At 70.1% G+C, this 17,076-nt stretch carries 17 protein-coding genes; 4 read left to right on the top strand and 13 right to left on the bottom strand.

Going from position 1 to position 17,076, the window contains the following annotated elements; all coding sequences use genetic code 11:
* Positions 1-1,767, bottom strand: a complete 1,767-nt coding sequence (locus tag LQ772_RS17030; protein WP_231322672.1) for an SLC13 family permease — start codon at positions 1,765-1,767, stop codon at positions 1-3.
* Between the two features lie 219 nt (positions 1,768-1,986).
* On the opposite strand from LQ772_RS17030, the gene LQ772_RS17025 reads away from it, so the two are divergent.
* From LQ772_RS17025 to LQ772_RS17015, 3 genes are all read left to right on the top strand, one after another.
* Entirely contained in the window at positions 1,987-2,892 is a 906-nt protein-coding gene (locus tag LQ772_RS17025; protein ID WP_231322670.1) for a patatin-like phospholipase family protein, read from the top strand.
* A 110-nt stretch (positions 2,893-3,002) separates the two neighbouring features.
* Positions 3,003-4,124 (top strand): DJ-1/PfpI family protein, encoded by a 1,122-nt coding sequence (locus LQ772_RS17020; protein ID WP_231322668.1) that lies wholly within the window; start codon positions 3,003-3,005, stop codon positions 4,122-4,124.
* A 61-nt stretch (positions 4,125-4,185) separates the two neighbouring features.
* Positions 4,186-5,175: a GlxA family transcriptional regulator gene (locus tag LQ772_RS17015; protein WP_231322666.1), complete on the top strand. Its 990-nt coding sequence runs from the start codon at positions 4,186-4,188 to the stop codon at positions 5,173-5,175.
* Positions 5,176-5,178: 3 nt separating this feature from the next.
* Here the strand turns inward: LQ772_RS17015 and LQ772_RS17010 are convergent, their stop codons facing one another.
* The 6 genes from LQ772_RS17010 to LQ772_RS16985 form a co-directional block, all read right to left on the bottom strand.
* Positions 5,179-5,547, bottom strand: a complete 369-nt coding sequence (locus LQ772_RS17010; protein WP_231322663.1) for a DUF488 domain-containing protein — start codon at positions 5,545-5,547, stop codon at positions 5,179-5,181.
* Between the two features lie 104 nt (positions 5,548-5,651).
* On the bottom strand, positions 5,652-6,368 hold the full coding sequence (locus LQ772_RS17005; RefSeq protein ID WP_231322662.1) for a glycosyltransferase family 2 protein: 717 nt from the start codon (positions 6,366-6,368) through the stop codon (positions 5,652-5,654).
* 151 nt (positions 6,369-6,519) lie between these two features.
* Positions 6,520-7,386, bottom strand: coding sequence for a ParB/RepB/Spo0J family partition protein (locus LQ772_RS17000; protein ID WP_231322659.1), 867 nt, complete (start codon positions 7,384-7,386; stop codon positions 6,520-6,522).
* A 2-nt stretch (positions 7,387-7,388) separates the two neighbouring features.
* Complete coding sequence (locus LQ772_RS16995; RefSeq protein WP_231322657.1) at positions 7,389-8,234, bottom strand: ParA family protein; 846 nt, start codon at positions 8,232-8,234, stop codon at positions 7,389-7,391.
* Between the two features lie 33 nt (positions 8,235-8,267).
* Entirely contained in the window at positions 8,268-8,930 is a 663-nt protein-coding gene (gene rsmG, locus LQ772_RS16990) for a 16S rRNA (guanine(527)-N(7))-methyltransferase RsmG (protein WP_231322655.1), read from the bottom strand.
* 72 nt (positions 8,931-9,002) lie between these two features.
* Complete coding sequence (locus LQ772_RS16985; protein WP_231322653.1) at positions 9,003-9,455, bottom strand: SPFH domain-containing protein; 453 nt, start codon at positions 9,453-9,455, stop codon at positions 9,003-9,005.
* Between the two features lie 181 nt (positions 9,456-9,636).
* Between LQ772_RS16985 and LQ772_RS16980 the strand changes: the two genes are divergently transcribed.
* Positions 9,637-10,155, top strand: coding sequence for a gluconokinase (locus LQ772_RS16980; protein ID WP_231322651.1), 519 nt, complete (start codon positions 9,637-9,639; stop codon positions 10,153-10,155).
* 54 nt (positions 10,156-10,209) lie between these two features.
* On the opposite strand, the gene LQ772_RS16975 is transcribed toward LQ772_RS16980, so the two are convergent.
* From LQ772_RS16975 to LQ772_RS16950, 6 genes are all read right to left on the bottom strand, one after another.
* Complete coding sequence (locus tag LQ772_RS16975) at positions 10,210-11,043, bottom strand: pirin family protein (RefSeq protein WP_231322649.1); 834 nt, start codon at positions 11,041-11,043, stop codon at positions 10,210-10,212.
* 152 nt (positions 11,044-11,195) lie between these two features.
* Complete coding sequence (locus LQ772_RS16970; protein WP_231322646.1) at positions 11,196-11,954, bottom strand: DUF4336 domain-containing protein; 759 nt, start codon at positions 11,952-11,954, stop codon at positions 11,196-11,198.
* Positions 11,955-12,008: 54 nt separating this feature from the next.
* On the bottom strand, positions 12,009-12,692 hold the full coding sequence (locus LQ772_RS16965) for a YecA/YgfB family protein (protein WP_231322643.1): 684 nt from the start codon (positions 12,690-12,692) through the stop codon (positions 12,009-12,011).
* Positions 12,693-12,698: 6 nt separating this feature from the next.
* Positions 12,699-13,469 carry an exodeoxyribonuclease III gene (xth, locus tag LQ772_RS16960; RefSeq protein ID WP_231322641.1) on the bottom strand — a complete coding sequence of 257 codons (771 nt, stop codon included), beginning with the start codon at positions 13,467-13,469 and terminating at the stop codon, positions 12,699-12,701.
* A 61-nt stretch (positions 13,470-13,530) separates the two neighbouring features.
* A complete protein-coding gene (locus tag LQ772_RS16955) occupies positions 13,531-14,883 on the bottom strand; it encodes a cation:proton antiporter (protein ID WP_231322639.1) in 1,353 nt (450 codons plus the stop codon).
* A gap of 128 nt (positions 14,884-15,011) precedes the next feature.
* The gene (locus LQ772_RS16950; protein ID WP_231322637.1) at positions 15,012-17,069 is read right to left on the bottom strand and encodes a M3 family metallopeptidase; all 2,058 of its coding nucleotides are present in this window, start codon (positions 17,067-17,069) and stop codon (positions 15,012-15,014) included.
* Positions 17,070-17,076 lie beyond the last annotated feature (7 nt).

The following is a 17,076-nucleotide window of genomic DNA, read 5'->3' as shown; positions in this document are numbered from 1 at the left end:
TCACGGATGGAACGGCCAGAACTGCGGGATCAGCCACATCGATAGCGTGCAGAACAGCGCGATCAGCGGGATGCCGACCTTCATGAAGTCGGTGAAGCGGTAGCCGCCGGCGTAATACACCATCGTGTTGGTCGGATAGCCCACCGGCGTGGCGAACGAGGTCGCGGCGGCGAACGCTACCGCCACCACGAACGGACGCGGGTCGGCATGCGCGGCATGCGCCACCGTGACCGCGATGCTCACCATCAGCACCACCGAAGGGTTGTGGCCCATCAACTCGGTGAGCAGCGCGGTCAGCAGGTAGACCATCAAGAGCGCCGCCAGCGGACCGTGGCTGCCGACCAGCCCCATCGCACCCTGCACCACCACGGTCGACAGGCCGGTCTTCTCGATCGCCAGTCCCAGCGGCAGGATCGCGCCGAGCAGGATGATGATCTTCCAGTCCATCCCCTCGTAGATGTCCTTGCGGCCGAAACAGCCGGTCAGCGCCATCGCGGTGGCGCCGCACAGCGCGGCGATCGGGATCGGCAGCCAGTGCATGCCGGAGGTGATCACCACCGCGGCCATGATCGCCGCGGCGATCCACGCCTTGCGCGTGCTGCCACGCGCGTCGTCGCGCTCGCTGAGTACGATGAACGCATCGTCGGTGCGCAGCTTGGGCATGCCGCCCTCGTCGACCAGCGCCAGCAGCACGTCGCCGACCGCCAGGTCGGTATTGCTCAGCTTGTCGCGCAGTACCTGGCCGCGCCGGTGCACCGCCAGCACGGTGGCGCGATAGCGCCAGTCCAAACCCAGTTCGGCCAGGCGCCGGCCCTCGGCGGGGCTGCCCGGCGCGACCATCAGTTCGGCCAGCACGCGCGGGCGATCGCCGTCGCGTTCGTAGTGCTGGTCGGGGGCGTTGCGCAGGCGCGCGCGGCGCTGGAATTCCTCGATCTTGTCCCAGTCGCCACGCACCAGCAGCACGTCGCCGGCGGCCAGTTGCTGCTCGCGCGGGGACCACATGCGCCGCTCGCCGCGCAGCAGCTCCAGCGGATAGACGCCGTACTTGTCGCCCAGCTGGGCATCGGCGATGCGCGTGCCCAGCAGCGGCGAGTCCTCGCCCACCACCAGCTCGGTCACGTACTTGCCCACGTCGCCGCCTTCGGGAAGCGCGGCGTCGATGTGCTTGGGCAGCAGTTTGCGGCCGATCAGCATCATGTAGGCCATGCCGGCGACCGCCAGCAGCGCACCCATCTTGGTGAATTCGAATACCCCGAACGGGGGCAGCCCGTGCTTCTGCGCCAGGCTGTCGGTGAGCAGGTTGGAGGAGGTACCGATCAGCGTGCACACGCCGCCCATCTGCGCGGCGTAGGCCATCGGCATCAGCACGCGCGCCGGCGAGGTGCCGGTGCGCTGGCACACGCGCAGCGCCAGCGGCAGGAAGGTGGCGACCAGCGCGATGTTCTTCACGAACGCGCCCAGCGGGGCGATCGCCAGCATCATCGCCAGCGTCAGCAACCAGGGCTTGCGGATGCGCATCAACAGCCGCGTCAACGGCTCCAGCGCGCCGGAGCGCTCGATGCCCAGGCTCAGCGCGAACATCGCCGCCACCGTCACGGTGGCCTCGTTGCTGAAGCCGGACAGCGCCTCCTCGGGCGTGACGATGTGCAGCACCACCAGCGCCGCCAGCGCGAGCAACGCGACCAGGTCGATGCGCACCTTCTCGCTGGCGAACAACGCCATCGCACCCACGATGATCGCCACCGTGGCCCAAGCCTGCCAGCTCATGCGCGCTCCCCCCGACGGCGAGCGGGGCGGCGCGGGGCCGGCGGACGGGGCCGGGCGTGCAGGCGGGTCTTGGCTGGCATGGTTCCTTTGGGCTGCCTGGTCGATGGCGCGGACGCCGAAGGACCATCATAACGGTCGCGACCGCTGACGTCCGGACGCAGACTTCACCACAGCCCCACGCTAACGTATCGTGAGGACTCGCCCTTCACAGGCTACCGCATGAGCCAGCCCGCCTCCGCGGATGCCCCGCGCAAACCGACCGTCGCACTGGCGCTTGGCGCCGGCGGCGCCAAGGGGCTGGCGCACATCGGCGTGATCGAGGAGATCGAGCGCCAGGGGTATGCGATCGGCGCGATCGCCGGCACCTCGATGGGCGCGCTGATCGGCGGCATCTACGCGATGGGCAAGCTTCCGGTCTACCGCGACTGGGTCTGCAAGCTCGCCCGCTTCGATGTGCTGCGGCTGGTCGACTGGACCTTCCGCGGCGGACTGATCAAGGGCGAGAGAATCATCGAGACGTTGCGCGAGCTGATCGGCGACGCGCGCATCGAGGACCTGCCGCTGACCTATACCGCCGTGGCTACCGACATCGACCGCGAACGCGAGGTCTGGCTGACCCGCGGCCAGCTGTTCGACGCGATTCGCGCTTCGATCGCGATTCCCACCATCTTCCGTCCCCACACGATCGACGGCCGCCGGCTGGTCGACGGTGCGCTGCTCAACCCGGTGCCCGTGACGCCGCTGATCCGCGAGCGCGCGGAAGTCCTCTTTGCGATCAGCCTCGATGGCCGCTCCAACATGCTGGCCCCCGAGCGGGATGCCAAAGCCGATCCGGATGCGGATCCGGATGAGGAATCCGGCTGGCTCGGCCGGCTGCTCTCGCACCGCGAGGACAAACCCGCGCGCGTGCACGAGCCAGGCGCACTGGCCCTGCTTAACCAGGCAATGGACCTGATGCAGTCGAACCTCTCGCGGCTGCGCCTGGCCGCGTACGAACCCGACCTGCTGATCGAGATCCCGCGCGACGCCGCGGCTACCTATGAGTTCTACCGCGCCAGCGAGCTGATCGAACTGGGGCGGACGCGCACCCGCGAGGCACTGGAACGCTGGCGACCCCAGGGTTGAGGCAACGCGCCTGCGGGCGCCGATCTGGCAGGTTTTGACGGTTTTGTGTCACGAGCGCCAAGCGCCGGCCGGCGACACTGGCGTCCCACCTTCTTGCCGGATCACCTTCCATGCGCCTGCGCTTGCTTGTCCTGTTCGCCGCCGCGATAGCGGGCACGCCCGCCTTCGCACGACCACCCGCGCCCGCCGCAACGAACCACATCGCGGCGTGGCAACCGCGCTTCGGACGCGCGCGGCCACTCGTGGCGGTGGTCGGTGAAAACGGCAGCGACGACAGCACCACCGAACTGGCCGACTACGTGCTGCCGCTGGGCATCCTGCGCGCCTCGAAGGCCGCCGAGGTGGTTTCGCTGGCGACCGCCTCCGGTCCGCTCGTGCTGCGTCCGGCCCTGCGCGTCCAGCCGCAGGCCACGGTGGCCGCGTTCGACGCCAACTACCCGGACGGCGCGGATTACGTGATCGTGCCGGCGGTGAGCCATCCGCGCGACCCGGCACTGCTGGCCTGGCTGACATCCCAGGGCGCCAAGGGCGCGACCCTGGTCAGCATCTGCGACGGCGCGCTGGTGGTGGCAAACACTGGCCTGATGGACGGTCACCGCGCCACCGCCCACTGGGATACGCAGGCGCTGCGGGCCAAGGTGTACCCGCAGGTCACGTGGATGAGGAACATCCGCTATGTCGCCGACGGCCGCATCGTTTCCAGCGCCGGCATCAGCGCTGCCATGCCGGTCGCGCTGGCGCTGGTCGAGGCGATCGCGGGCACGCCGCGCGCGGCGGCGGTCGCGCGCACGCTCGGCGTGGCCGACTGGAGCGACGCGCACGACAGCGACCGCTTCCTGCCGCAGTGGGGCAACCTGCGCGCGTTACTCGCCACGAACTACACCAATCACTGGCTGCACCGTACCCAACGCCTCCGTCTGCCGGTCGCGACGGGGGTGGACGACATTGCGCTGGCCCTGGCGGCCGACGCGTACTCGCGCACCGGCCGCAGCCGCGTCTATACCGTGGCCGCCTCGCTGGATCCGCTGCCGACGCGCCATGGCCTGTTGCTGTTGCCCGATCTGCGCGCCGACGCGGCCCCCGTCCATGGCGATCGCGAGCTGGCCTGGCAGGCGTCGATCCCGCCGGCGCACTTGCTCGACCGGGCACTGGCGGACATCGCCAGCCGCTACGGACGCAGTACCGCCTACGGCGTCGCGCTCGATCTTGAATATCCGGGCTTTCGCCGGTGAGCTTCCACGGCGCACCGCCGCGCCCGCGCACCGTCGGCCCCAAACCCCGACAATGCCCGCCATGACCGCAACCCGCCGCATCGTCCTGCTCGCCTATGACCAGATGAACCTGCTGGACCTCTGCGGCCCGCTGCAGGCGTTGACCACCGCCAACCGCCGCGCAGGCAAAACGCGGCCCTACGAGACCGTCACCGCCTCGGCCACGGGTGGCCTGGTAACCACCAGCGCCGGCCTGCCCTTGCTGACCGTACCGGTGGCCTCGCTGCAGGACGCACCGATCGACACGCTGATCGTGCCGGGCGGCTGCGAAGGCGAAACCTACCGGGCGCCAGCGGCGCTGGTCTCGTGGGTGGCCGAGCGCGCGCCGGCGGTGCGGCGGCTCTGCTCGGTGTGTACCGGCGCCTTCCTGCTCGCAGCCGCCGGCCAGTTGGACGGGCGCCGCGTGACCACGCACTGGGACTGGGTGGAGCGCCTGCAAGCGGCCTATCCCACGGTACGGATCGAGGCCGACCGCATTTTCGTGCGCGATGGTGCGGTGTGGACTTCCGCTGGCGTCAGTGCCGGCATCGACCTGACGCTGGCGTTGATCGAGGACGACCTCGGCCACCAGGCCGCGATCGACGTGGCGCGGCAGCTGGTGGTGTTCGTCAAGCGTCCGGGCGGGCAGTCGCAGTTCAGCGCGCCACTGGCCGAGCAGGCACGTGGCAATGGCGACTTCGCTGCTCTGCACGCATGGATCGCCGCACATCTGCACGAGGACCTGAGCGTGGAGCGGTTGGCCGAGCAGGCTTGCATGACGCCGCGTACGTTCGCGCGGCTGTATGCCGCTCGCCAGGGACGCACGCCAGCCCGAGCGGTGGAGGCGATCCGGATGGAGGCGGCCTGCCGCGCGCTGGAACAGACTGACCTGCCGCTCAAGCGCATCGCGGCCAACTGCGGCTACCGCGAAGAGCAGAACCTGCGGCGTGCCTTCCATCGCCGCTTTGGCATTACCCCGGCGCAGTACCGGCTGCGCTTTTCGGCGCACGCCACGGGGCGAGAACCAGCCTGACGTTCAATGCGGGCCGTGCGCGGCCAGGTAGCTTTCCAGATACGCCTTCAGCGCCACGGCGTTGTTGTGCTCCTCGTCGCGCGCGCCGAACAGCAGGGTCACCTGGTGGCGGCGGGCTTTCTCGGCCAGCGACTGCCAGCTTTCCGGAACGGCATCGAGTTCGCCCGCGTAGCGGTGGCGAAAACCCTCCCAGCGTGTCGGCTCGTGGCCGAACCACTCGCGCAGCTCGCGCGAGGGGCCGACCTCCTTCGCCCACAGGTCGAGCGCCGCGTCGGCCTTTTTCAGCCCGCGCGGCCACAAGCGGTCGACCAGCACGCGGTAGCCGTCCTTCGGCGAGGGCGGATCGTAGACGCGTTTGACGGCCAGGCTCATGGCGTCCCCCATGGAAGGAACCTGCCCCAAGCTTACGCCCGCCGGGTGAAAGGCCCGTCGGGCCTAGGGTGGCGGCGGGTCGAATCCCATCCTACGGCCCGGGCCTAGAGCTCCTCGACGCGGGTGATCTTGGCGCGGCGCATCAGCCAGGCCACGCCACGCAGGTCGGCCAGGCCGACCCACAGGCGGTCGAGCATGCCGTACTTGGAGGTGCCCGCGGTACGCGGGCGATGGCCGACCGGCACGCTGCGGCTCTCGAAGCCCGCGCGGCGCACCAGCGCCGGCAGGTAGCGGTGCATGTGGTCGAAGTAGGGCAGGCGCAGGAACGTCTCGCGCTCGAACAGTTTCAGGCCGCAGCCGGTGTCGGGCGTGGCGTCCTTGAGCATGCGCGAGCGCACCGCGTTGGCGATCTTCGAGGAGATGCGCTTGTTGAAGCTGTCGCGGCGCGTGGTGCGCCAGCCGGCGAACAATTTCACCTCGGGCGGCGCGTTCCTGCGCGCGTCGAGCAGGCGCGGGATGTCGGCCGGATCGTTCTGGCCGTCGCCATCGAGCGTGGCGATCCAGCTGCCGCGCGCGGCGCGCACGCCGTTGGACACCGCCGTGCTCTGACCGCTGCGGCTGACGTGGTGCAGCACGCGCAGCTCCGGGTAGCTGGCCTTCTGGGCGGCGAGCACGGCGCGGCTGTCGTCGGTGGAATCGTCGTCCACGTAGACGATCTCGAAATCCGCCTTGCCGCGCAGCGCGGTGGCGATTTCGGCAAGTAGCGGCGGGATGTTGTCGCGCTCGTTGAACACGGGCACGACGACGGAAAGCTCGGGCATGGGGCCAGTCCGGGGGAACGATTGGGCGGGGATTATCGCCGATGCGAGGCGCGGGCGCAGGCCAAGACCGCGGCTTGCCTGCCGGAGCGCCCTTGGGCGTGACCGTGATGGATGGCGGTCGCTCCCAAGGGCGCTCCTACAAGAGGCCAGCTCAGCGCAGCTTGCCCAGGATCCCGTCCAGCTCGTCGTTGCTGTGGTAGTGGATCACCAGCTTGCCGCGCCCGCCGCGGCCCTGGGCAAGCTCCACGCGGGCGGCGAAGCGTTCGCCCAGCTCGCGCTCCAGCGCATCGATGTTGGGATCGCGCGGGCCGGCCTTGGCCTTGCCCTTGGGCGCGGCCTGCGCGCGGCGCGCGGCTTCTTCCAGTTCGCGCACGCTCCAACCCAGCGTCGAGGCCTGGCGCGCCAGCGGCACGGCGATGCCCTCGTCCAGCGTGAGCAGGCAACGGGCGTGGCCCATCTCCAGCTTGCTCTCGTCCAGCAGCTTCTTTATCGGGGCGGGCAGGTCGATCAGGCGCAGCAGGTTGGACACCGCCGCGCGCGAACGGCCGACCGCATCGGCGGCCTGCTGGTGGGTGAGGTCGAAGTCGTCGATCAGCCGCTTGAGCGCATCGGCTTCTTCGAGCGGGGTAAGGTCCTGGCGCTGGATGTTCTCGATCAGCGCCATCGCCGGCACGGCGGCCTCGTCGACCGTCTTGACCAGCGCCGGGATGTCGCTCATCTGCGCGCGCTGGGCCGCGCGCCAGCGGCGTTCGCCGGCGATCAGCTCGTAGCTGTTGCTGCCGATGGCGCGCACCACCACCGGCTGGATCAGGCCCTGCGCCTTGATCGAGGCGGCCAGTTCGTCCAGCGCCTCCTCGTTCCAGTGCCGGCGCGGCTGGTACTTGCCCGGCTGGATCTGCTGGATCGGCAGGGTGCGCAGCTCGCCTTCCTGTTCCAGCGGCGACGCGGTGCCGGCGCCATCGCCGCCGAGCAGCGCGTCCAGCCCGCGGCCGAGTCCCCGTTTCTTCGCGGCGGCCATGGTTACTCCTGGTGGATGTCGGCCGCCGCGTCGAGCGGCTCGCCGGTGTCGTGCATGTCGTTGAGCGCGGCCACGGCCGCCTGTGCGCCGCGTTCGCGGCGGATGATCTCGCCGGCCAGGCCGATGTAGGCGATCGCGCCGCGCGAGCTTCGGTCGTACAGGTGGATCGGCTGGCCGTGGCTGGGCGCCTCGGCCAGGCGCACGTTGCGCGGGATGATCGAGCGCAGCACCTTGTCGCCGAAGTGCTGGGTCAGCTGCGCCGAGACCTCGTTGCCCAGGTTGTTGCGCACGTCGTACATGGTCCGCAGCAGACCCTCGATCTCCAGCTTAGGGTTCAGCCGCTGGCGCACCGCCTTGACCGTGTCGAGCAGACTGGAGAGCCCTTCCAGCGCGAAGTACTCGCACTGCACCGGCACGAGCACCCCATCGGCCGCGGTCAGCGCGTTGAGCGTGAGCAGGTGCAGCGAGGGCGGGCAGTCGATCAGGATGGTCTGGTACTTGTCGCTGACCTTGGCCAGCTGTTCCTTGAGCCGGCTTTCGCGGGCGATCGCGTCCATCAGCTTGAGCTCGGCGGCGGTCAGGTCGCCGTTGCCGGGCAGCAGGTCGTAGTGGCCCTCGGTGCCCACGATGGCGCGCTCGATCGGCGACTCGTCCAGCAGCACCTCGCAGCCGTTGGGCTTGGCTTCGCGCTTGTCCACGCCCGAGGCCATGGTGGCGTTGCCCTGCGGGTCCAGGTCGACCAGCAGCACCTTGCGCTTGGCGGCCGCCAGGGCCGCAGCGAGGTTGACCGCCGTGGTGGTCTTGCCGACGCCGCCTTTCTGGTTGGCGACAGCGATGATGCGGGCCATGGTCGTCTTAACTTGCAACAAAGGACGGGTAGATTAGCAGGGCGCGCCGGAGCCTGATTCATCGGCCCCGGTGCGCTGGATCACGATCAGGCTGCGCTCGGCGCCCAGGCCGGGCACTTCCAGCGCGTGGGTGGCCTGGACCGCGAAGCCGGCCGGCAGCGCGGCCATCTCGTCGGCCGCCGGCTTGCCCTTCATTGCCAGCCAGCGGCCGGACGGGGCGAGCAGGTGACCGCCCCAGCTGAGCATGTCGGCCAGGCTGGCGAAGGCGCGCGCGGTGATGCAGTCGAACTGGCCCTCGACCTCCTCCACCCGCGACTGCACGGCGCGCACGCCCTCGAGCTTGAGCGAACGGATCGCCTCGCGCAGGAAGCGCACCTTCTTGCCGTTGGAGTCGACCAGCAACACCTCGCGCCCGGGCGCGGCGATCGCCAGCGGGATGCCGGGCAGGCCGGGACCGGTGCCCAGGTCCGCGAGGCTCCCGCCCCGCACGTAGGGCAGGATCGCCAGCGAGTCGAGCAGGTGGCGGGTGACCATCTCGGCGGGGTCGCGCACGGCGGTGAGGTTGTAGGCGCTGTTCCAGCGCTCGAGCAGCGCCTGATAGTCGAGCAGCCGCTCGACCGCGCCGGGCGGCAGCGCCAGGCCCAGCGCTGCCAGACCCTGTTCGAGCCGGTGTTGCAGAACGGGACGTGGGCTCATGGGCGGTCCGGGCGCGGGCAGGACCGCGAAGTATCCCCGCGCGCGCGCATCGAAGCCAGCGCGCTGGCCGCCTCAGGCCAGTTCCAGCTCCACCCGGGTGACCATCAGGCCGCGTTCGCGCAGCATGCCGTTCAGGGCGCGCTTGAGGCTGCTGCCCAACGCACGCTGGTCGGCGGGACCGGGTCCGGGCTCGCCATGCAGGGCCTCCAGCGCGCTGTTGCGGATCAGTTGCGCCGCCTGCTCGATCACCGGATCGACCCGCTCCGGCTCCAATACCTGCCAGTAGACGCGGCCACGGACGCCGCGGGCATCGGCCAGCGCGTCCTGGAACTGCAGGATCTGGCCGGTCAGGTCGATGCGGTGTCCGGCCCGGTCCAGGCCCGGCCACAGCAGGTGCAGGCCCGGTTCGAGCAGGCGCGGCGGATGACCACGGCGGTGGACGACCTGCACGTGGCCTGTCGGCACCCGGCGCAGCACGGCCAGCAGCAGGCAGACTAGGGCGATGGAAACCAGGAGCGCGAGCATGGCGGATGGCCGGTGGGTTGCGGATGACTCGGCAGGGGTCCGATGCTAGGGCGGCCTGTGCCGGGCAGGATTAATGGCTTTTTAACTCCCCTCGCTCAGCACATCGGCCACCCGCTCCTCCGCTTGAGTGCCGGAACGTGACTGCACGCACATTTCTCCCGCTTGCCACCGCCGGGTACCGATGAGCGATCCGGTGATGCTGGTGGTGATGGGCGTGTCCGGCTCGGGCAAGAGCACCATCGCGCGGCGGCTGGCCGAGGCGCTGGGTTATGCGTTCCTGGACGGCGACGACCTGCACCCGCTGGCCAACGTCCTCAAAATGAGCGCAGGCGTGCCGCTGGAGGACTCCGACCGCATCCCCTGGCTGGACACGATCGCCGCCTGGATGCAGCGGGAACTGGCGGCCGGGCGCAGCGCCGTGGTGGCCTGTTCCGCGCTCAAGCGGACCTACCGCGAACGCCTGCGGCAGGCCGGGCCAGCGGTGCGGTTCGTCTATCTGGACGTCGACCACGACGAGCTGGCGCGGCGCATGCGCGGGCGCGAGCACTTCATGCCGTTGACGTTGCTGGGCAGCCAGTTGGCCACGCTGGAGGAACCGGACAGCGACGAGCCGGCAGTGCGGGTCGACGCCAACGGCTCGATCGAGGCGACGGTGACACGGGCGCTCGATGGCCTCGCGCAACAAACCCTGCCGCCGTAACGCCGTAGGGCGGGCTTCAGCCCGCCCTGCGCGGCACGTCCTGTGGCAGCGGGCTCAGAACCGCCCGGCGCGGAAGTCGGCAATGGCTTCCTGGATCTGCGCTGGCGTGTTCATCACGAAGGGCCCGTAGCGCGCGACGGTTTCGTTGAGCGGGCGGCCGGCGACCACCAGCAGGCGCGCGGCGCTGGTGCCGGCGCCCAGGGTCAGGCGGTCGCCCTCGGAGAGCACCGCCAGCTCGCCGCGCGAGAGCGGCTCGCCACCGACCTCGGCCGACTCGCCCTCGAACACGTAGGCAAAGGCGTGGTGCTCCTCGGGCAGGTCCAGTTCGAAGCGCGCGCCGGCGGCCAGCGTGATGTCCAGGTACAACGGGTCGGTGGCAATACCCTGCACCGGGCCGACCGCCTCGCCCAGCCGTCCGGCGATCACCCGTGCCTGCACGCCGGGCGCCGGTTCGACGCGGGCGATGCGCTCGGGCGCGATGTCCTGGTAGCGCGGCGCGGTCATCTTGTCGGCGGCCGGCAGGTTCACCCACAGCTGGAAGCCCCACATCAGGCCGTTCTCCTGCTGCGGCATTTCCGAATGCAAGATGCCGCGGCCGGCGGTCATCCACTGCACGCTGCCGGGGCCCAGGTCGCCCTGGTTGCCGTGGTTGTCGCCGTGGCGCATGTGCCCAGCCAGCATGTAGGTGACCGTCTCGAAGCCGCGGTGTGGGTGCTCGGGGAAGCCGGCGAGGTAGTCGCCCGCCTGGTCGGAGCGGAACTCGTCCAGCAGCAGGAACGGATCGAGCATGTCCAGATTGGGCTGGCCGATGATGCGCTTGAGCTTCACCCCGGCGCCGTCGTTGGTGTCGATGCCGCGCACGCGGCGGCTGATGGTGCGTTGGCTCATGGGGAACGCCTCCGGCGTGGAAGGATGTCCACGAGCATGGGGCCGCTGGCGATCGGGGCCAAGCGTGGCGACGTGAACGGATTGTTCGCCGGGAGCTTCCTGTAAGAGCGCACCTGTCCGGGACCATGGGCACGGTCGCGCACAGGTGCGCTCTACGAGGGGCTCAGCCAGGCGAACGCACGGCGCAGCTCGGCCTCGCCGTGTTCCATGAAGCAGCGCCCGTGCGCCAGCACGATCCGCTGCGGCTGCCAGCCCAGCATGCGTTCGATGCAGGCGCGCGCTTCAGCCCTGTGTCCCAGGTAGGTCAGGCGCATGTCCAGCGGCATCTTGCCGTTGGGCGCAAGCACGCCGCCCAGGCGCGCAATCCAGCGCATCGGCGCATCGAGCCGGCCGGCTTCGAAGTTCTCGATCAGGTCGGCCAGGATCAATGTGGCGCTGGGCCGATGCAGGAACACCACCTCCTCGATGGCGCGGCTGCCCTTGAAGCGCAGCTGGTCAAGCGAGCCGGCCCAGGCCGGCGGCGCGGCGTCCTCCAGCTCCGCGTCGAAGTGCACCTCGATGCGCTGGCCCGCGGCGCGCTCGCGCACGCCCGGCGAGGCCCATGCGATCGCCCGCGGGTAGCGCTGCTTCCAGGCGGCGATGTGCGCGTAATGCAGCTTGTTCGGCGAGACCAGGTGGCGCACCGGGCCGAGCGCGTCGACGGCCTCGAACAGCGCCGCGTCCGGCGCGACCGGCGAATGGCACCACAGCGCGCCATCGGGCAAACGCGCCAGGGTCATGCGGGTCGGAAACGGCGCGCTGGTGCCCAGCGGCGCGGCCATGCGCACGATCGGGCCGTCGACGATCCACAGTTCCGGCGCGATGGGCTTGAGCGTGTTGATCGGTTCGTAAAGCGCCGTGTCCATGGCCATGCCTCGGTCCCTTGCCGGAATCCTGCGAAGAACGGCCCTGAAGCTTGGGCGGTTTCAGTGCACCCAGTGTCCGCTGCGCTGGCGCGGCGGCGGCGGCGCTTCCTCGCCGGGCGGCGCGGGAGTGCGGGTGAGCGCGGCCAGCTCCGCTTCGGTGGCTGGATGCTCGTGCCAGTAGTGGTCGACCGCACCGAGCACCGGCGCCACCTGCGCCAGGCACTCGTCGTATTCCTCGTCGCTGAGCTTTTCGAACTCCGCCTCGGCCGAAAGGATGCCCTCGTCCACCGCCAGCGCCATCACGGGCCCAAGCATCTCCATCAGCTGCGGATCCTCGGCCAGGCGCTTCTCCCACAGCGTGGCGCGCAGGTCGATGCCGCGGCTGAAGCCTTCGCACCAGCCGGCGGCGGAGAGCACCGGGCCGGTGTCGGTGTCGACTTCGCCCAGGATCGGTTCGTAGGCGTCCACGTCCAGTTCGACGCGGATCGAATCGTTCAATTTGGCCAGCAGTTCCAGCACGCGGTTGCCCTCGGCCTCGTTGGCAAAGGCATCGTGCAGAACCTCGGGCAGCCATTCGTCCGGCAGCACCTCGAGCGGGCCGACGGCGATCGCCGAAAGCATGCCGTGCACGCCGTCGAGCAGCAGGCGGCCTTCGTCCGCGTGGCCGCGCAGGTAGCGGTCAAGTTCGTCCAGTTCCTCGTCGGTGAGGGAGCTGGGCCATTCTTCAGGCGGAGTGCTGTTCATCGTTCCTCAGATATCCAGATCGAGCGTCACCGGGGTGTGATCGGACGGGCGTTCCCATTTGCGCGGCACGCGGTCGATGGCGGCCGCGCGCGCGGTGCCCTTCAACGCATCGCCGAGCAGAATCAGGTCGATGCGCAGGCCCAGGTTGCGGCGGAAGGCGGCCTGTCGGTAGTCCCACCAGCTGTGGTGGCCGGCGTCCTGTTCGAACAGGCGGAAGCTGTCATGCAGGCCCAGGCCGGTTATCGCGCCGAGCGCCTCGCGCTCGGGCACCGAGCACAGCACCGAGTCGCGCCAGGCGACCGGGTCGTGCACGTCGCGGTCTTCCGGCGCGATGTTGAAGTCGCCCAGCACGACCAGGTTGGGATGGCGCTCGTGTTCGCGCGCGATGAATTCGCGCACCTTGGCCAGCCAGTCCATCTTGTAGGTGTACTTCGGATCGCCCACCGCCTTGCCGTTGACCACGTACAGGTCGATCACGCGCAGGTCGCCGATGGTGGCGGCCAGGATGCGCCGCTGCGGATCGTCCAGGTCCTGGATGTCGGTGACGACGTCGGTGGGCGCGTGCGCGCGGGCGAGGATTGCCACGCCGTTGTAGGTCTTCTGCCCGGAGAACACCGCGCGGTAGCCAGCCGCGGCCAGCTCGTCGACCGGGAACTTCGCGTCCTCCAGCTTGGTTTCCTGCAACGCCACGACGTCCGGCTGCGCCTCGGCCATCCACTGGGTCAGCTGCGGCAGGCGCACTTTCAGCGAGTTCACGTTCCACGAGGCGATCTTCATCGGCGCATTGTAGGGGATGCATCCGGCCAGCCCGAAGACCGCGCGCCCCGTCGACCCGGCGTCACCCCTCGCGTGACTGCTCCCGCTCGATGCGGCGCCGCCGCCAGGCCAGCAGGGGCTGCGCGCTGAACCCGTGCACCACGGTACTCAGCGCGGTCACGGTAACGATGATGCCAACCAGGTGCCTGGCCTGCGGACCGTTCACGCCGTGGGTGATCGCGTAGCAGAGGTAGTTGATGCCGCCGATGCCGCGGATGCCTAGCCAACCGACCATCACCCGCCGCTGCCAGTGCCAGCCGCTGCCGATGGTGACCAGCCACACGGCCAGCGGACGCACCAGGAAAAACAGTACCGCCGCGACGGCGAGACCATCGATGTCCCAGTGGCGCGCGACCGCGATGCCTAGCAGCAGGACGAGCAAGGGTGCGAGCAGGTGCTCCATGGTGTCGCCGAAGATCAGCGCATCGCTCATCAGGCGGCCGACGGCCTGTACTGGTTCGCCCCGGTCCTTGCGGCCGACCACCGGCGAGCCGGCCACGAACTCGGCCGGCAGCAGTTCGTCGCCGCGCTCGCGGCGCCGCAGGCGCGGGTGCGGATGCTCGCGGACCACGCCGACCTCGACCATGCGCATGCCGGCGCCGGCGGCGAAGGCGGCCAGGAAGCCGAGCGCGCCGACGCTCTGGGCGGCCGCATAGGTCAGCGCGATCAGCCCGAGGGTCAGCAGCGCGCTCGGGCCCGGGTCGCGCTGGATAAGCATCAGCCGGGTACTCAGCCAGCCGACTGCCCAGCCCATCGCGAAGCCGATCCCCAGGCCGCCGACCACGCCCCAGAGCAGCTCCAGCAACGCCCAATGGCCGAACACGCCCCACGACCATGGCGTGCCCAGCAGCGTCAGGCCCAGCAGCAGGAACGGCATCGCGCTGCCGTCGTTCATGCCCGCCTCGCCGGACAGCGCCACGCGCAGTCCGTCGCGATCGGCGGCATTGTCCACGGCGATCACGCTGGCCAGCACCGGGTCGGTGGGCGCCAGCATGGCCGCGAGGATCAGCGCGAACGGCCAGTCCAGCCCGAGCAGCAAGCGCGCGGCGAGCGTCATGCCGGCAATGCTCAGGAACATCGCCGGAAACGCCAGCCGCCGGGCCATCGCGGCGGGGCCGGCGTCCAGCGGCACGCGCAGTTTCAGGCCGCCCACGAACAGCGAAATGATCAGCGCCACCTCCGTCAGGCGCTCCATCCACCGCGCGTCACGCAGGAAGTCGACTTCCAGCAGGCCCAGTCCCCACGGCCCGATGATCGCGCCGACCGCCAGGTACAGCGCGAAATGGGTCACCGGCAGCGGTCGGATCCAGCCGGTCGCCAATGACATCAACAGCAACAGCCCACCGACCGCCGCCATCCATCCGAGAAAACCCATGTCGGTCCCAGCCAGCTGGACAGACCCCGGATCGTCGCGACATGGGCATTCAGGCGGAATGAAGGTCGCCGCGACGCGCGCTCGCGCCGGCGGCGCAAGCGGCCCGCGCCGCCGCCGGGCGGCCGGCCTCAGGCGAGCCCGTGGCTGCGCAGCAGCGCCTCCGGTTCAGGCTTGCGGCCACGGAAGGCGATGAAGCTTTCCAGCGCGGGTCGGCTGGCGCCGACGGCGAGGACCTCGCGGCGGAATCGCTCGCCGGTGGCGCGGTCGATCACGCTGCCGCCGTGTTCGGTGAGCGCCTCGAACGCGCCGAAGGCATCGGCCGACAGCAGCTCGGCCCACAGGTAGCTGTAGTAGCCGGCCGCGTAGCCGCCCGAAAAGATGTGCGTGAAGGCATGCGGGAAGCGCTGCCAGGCCGGCGGATGCAGCACCGCGACCTGGTGGCGCACTTCCTCCAGCACCTCCATCGTGCGCGCGCCGCGGGCCGGGTCGTATTCCAGGTGCAAGAGGAAGTCGAACAGCGCGAACTCCAGCTGGCGCACCAGGAACAGGCCTGCGTGGTAGTGCCGCGCGGCGAGCATGCGCTCGTACAGCTCCTCCGGCAGCGCCTCGCCGGTCTGCCAGTGGCGCGCGAACATGTCCAGCGCCTCGCGGTTCCAGCCGAAATTCTCCATGAACTGGCTGGGCAACTCGACGGCATCCCACTCCACGCCATCGATACCGCCGATCGAGGGCAGGGCGATCTCGGTGAGCAGGTGGTGCAGGCCGTGGCCGAACTCGTGGAACAGGGTCAGCACGTCGTCGTGCTTGAGCAGCGCCGGCTTGCCTTCGGTGGGCGGCGCGAAGTTGCAGGTCAGGAAGGCGATCGGCAGCTGGTGCGCGGCGGCATCGTCGAAACGCGCGCGGCAAACGTCCATCCACGCGCCGCCACGCTTGCCGTTGCGCGCGTACAGGTCGACGTAGGCGCCGGCGAACACCCGGCCGTCGGCGTCGCGCACGTCGTAGTAGCGCACGTCCGGATGCCACACGTCGACGCCGTCGCGGGGGCTGAGCGTGATGCCGTAGAGCTTGCCGGTGAGGGCGAACAATCCGTCGATCACCGCTGGCAGCGGAAAGTAGGGCTTGAGTTGCTCCTCGTCCAGCGCGTAGCGCTGTTGGCGCAGCTTTTCCGAAACGTAGGCGATGTCCCACGGTTCGAGATTGTCCAGGTCCAGTTCCGCCTGGGCCCAGGCGCGCAGTTCGTCCAGCTCCGCTTGCGCCACCGGCCGCGCACGCGCGCCCAGGTCATGCAGGAAGTCCAGTACCTCGGTGGGCGAGCCGGCCATCTTGGTGGCCAGCGACTCTTCGGCGGCGTTGGCGAAGCCGAGCAGCTGCGCCGCCTCGTGGCGCAGCTTCATGATCTCCTCGATGCGCTGGCCGTTGTCGAACTTGCCCGCGTCCGGGCCCTGGTCGGACGCCCGGGTCTGGTAGGCCCAGTACACGCGCTCGCGCAGCGTGCGGTTGTCGGCGTAGGTGAGCACGGCCTGCACGCTGGGCTGCTTGAGGGTGACCAGGAAGCCATCCAGTTCCTGTTCGGCGGCATAGCGGCGCAGCACCGCGCGCGAGGACTCGGGCAGGCCTTCGAGATCACGCTCGTCGGTGACGTGTTCCTGCCACGCCTCGGTGGCGTCCAGCACCGCGTTGGCGAATTCGGTGGACAGGCGCGAGAGCGTCACGCCGATCTCGCGGTAGCGCGAGCGCGCCGGTTCCTCCAGCGCGACGCCGGAGAGCTTGAAGTCGCGCAGCGCGTGCTCGACCAGTGCGCGCTCGGGCCGCGGCAGCGAGGCGAACGTGGGCGCGTCGGCCAGCGCCTGCACCGCCGCATACAGGGCACGGTTCTGGCCCAGCTCGATGGCGTGGTCGGTGAGCTTTTCCTCGGCCGGCCCGTACACCGCGCGCAACGCCTCGCTGTCGGCGACCGCATGCAGGTGCCCGACCGGCGCCCAGGCGTGTGCCAGGCGTTGCTCCAGCCGCTCCTGGGTCAGCATCACCGTGGCGAAGTCCTTCGGCGCCTCCGGTCCGGTCAGCGCGTCGATGCCGGCGCGGTAGTCGGCCAGGATGGCGTCGACCGCCGGTTCCACGTGCTCGGGCTTGATCTGCGAAAAGGCGGGAAGCGGCTGGTCGGCGAGCAACGGGTTGGTCTGGTCCATGAAAGGC

Source organism: Frateuria edaphi (assembly GCF_021117405.1).
Lineage (GTDB): Bacteria > Pseudomonadota > Gammaproteobacteria > Xanthomonadales > Rhodanobacteraceae > Frateuria_A > Frateuria_A edaphi.
Note: the sequence above shows the minus strand (reverse complement) of the source record. Positions and strands in the feature narration are given on the sequence as shown.